The 1,590-nt window shown below is 35.9% G+C and carries 1 protein-coding gene; it reads right to left on the reverse strand.

The features are described 5' to 3' along the window. Positions 1-154: 154 nt before the first annotated feature. Complete coding sequence (locus CKJ95_RS23095; protein WP_099355790.1) at positions 155-1,423, reverse strand: IS4 family transposase; 1,269 nt, start codon at positions 1,421-1,423, stop codon at positions 155-157. Positions 1,424-1,590 lie beyond the last annotated feature (167 nt).

Consider the following 1,590-nt stretch of genomic DNA (forward strand, 5'->3'; position numbering starts at 1 on the left):
CCCAATGTCATCAAGTTAAGAATCCAGTAGTTTCCAGAACCAACTAAAATCATAGTTTTGAATATTTAGATAACTAAAAAAGCTAATAGGATGCCCGGGAAGTGCCTATTTAATTTTTTTGGCATTTCCCTGAGTATCGTATTTGTTCGTTTAGTCAAATGGCTGGTCGTTGTCCAAATCCGTGTTTATTCGCATTTAGTACTCTGGAACGTTTAAATTGTCTTCCAGGTCTTATCGGGACTCGATTTCGCTGAACTTCGTTCAATAAGGCTTTATACAACTTTTTTCTACGTCTCAGACTGGGTTCAATGATTAAACAAATGAGTTTATCTTTTAGCGCACCAATTAATATATTAGTGTTAGTCTTATATTCGTGTTTTAAGTCTTTACCCTTCTGTTCCTTAGTGATGAGCACATCTGATTCATGCTTTAGTAAGGAAGCCATGTTGGTCAAAAATAATGCCGCATAAAACTCCTGTTCAATCGTCTGTTTTGTTTCGCCTGAGAACTTTTCAATCTGTATTTTGTTTTTTAAGACATCGTATTTCGTTTCGATGGACCATCGCTTAAAGTACAACATTTTAAAAGTTGGGATATCAAATGACTCATCTAATATATTCGTTATAAGTAGTTCTTCTTCACCAGACCCTATTGGGATACGAACCGCACGCAAACGCATGACTTTGCCTTTATATACGAGTTCAAAGATCTGATCAGGAATCTCTTCTTTTAAGATGGAACGGTAAAAGTTAACTGGTGTCCTAACAACGAAATTTACTTTATTCTTCAATAGGTAGTGAAAGAAGTATTTAGCTGGATACCCACGGTCAAAAAGAAAAAGATCCTGGTTAGAACGTAGTTCTAGAAAACTATCAATTAATGCCATAGCTACTGTGCGCTCGCTATCTGTACATTTTGTGATTATCCCCTTTACAAATAGATCATTTTCGATATCATAAATAGTAGATACCATGGCTCTGGCAAGTTCCTTGCCATTGCCTTTTGATGCGCCGAAGGTATCTCTTAGCCTTTGGGTATTGGCTATTTCTATGATAGACGCATCAACCGCATACAACCGGAAGCCCATGTAATTAGGGGAGTTATTTGACTGATAAAACCACGTCGTAATGGTGTCAAATAACATCTTAAAGGCTTCTGGTTTTATTTTTTTTCGCGCTTGTGAAAACCCCTGTTTACTTATAGTTTCTCCTTCTTTTTTAATCAGGTCAAAAAAGTCATTTAACTCTATCTGCAGACTTTTCGTTACTAGATTTAGCACAAACAAGATTATTTCCGGGAAGGTCAATTTACCCCCTTCACGTGAAAAATAGGTTGCTTTCATGCGGGAATCGCACATGAAATGGAAATCATACAATACCTTTCTGCACACTTCAATAGCACCTAAAAACTTACTTTTTTTCAACAAAAAAACCCCACTTCGTACGAGATATACCAAATAACTGGTATTCACGTCGATTATGGTGGTGTTTTTGAAAAGTCAAGGGGTTTTTGTAGTTTTTTATAACAATATTATGAATCTTTTTGATACTTACTTATTTTTACATTTTAGGTTTATGACATTGGGACAGG

The sequence above is a fragment of the Fredinandcohnia onubensis genome, assembly GCF_002734285.1.
Lineage (GTDB): Bacteria > Bacillota > Bacilli > Bacillales > Bacillaceae_L > Ferdinandcohnia > Ferdinandcohnia onubensis_A.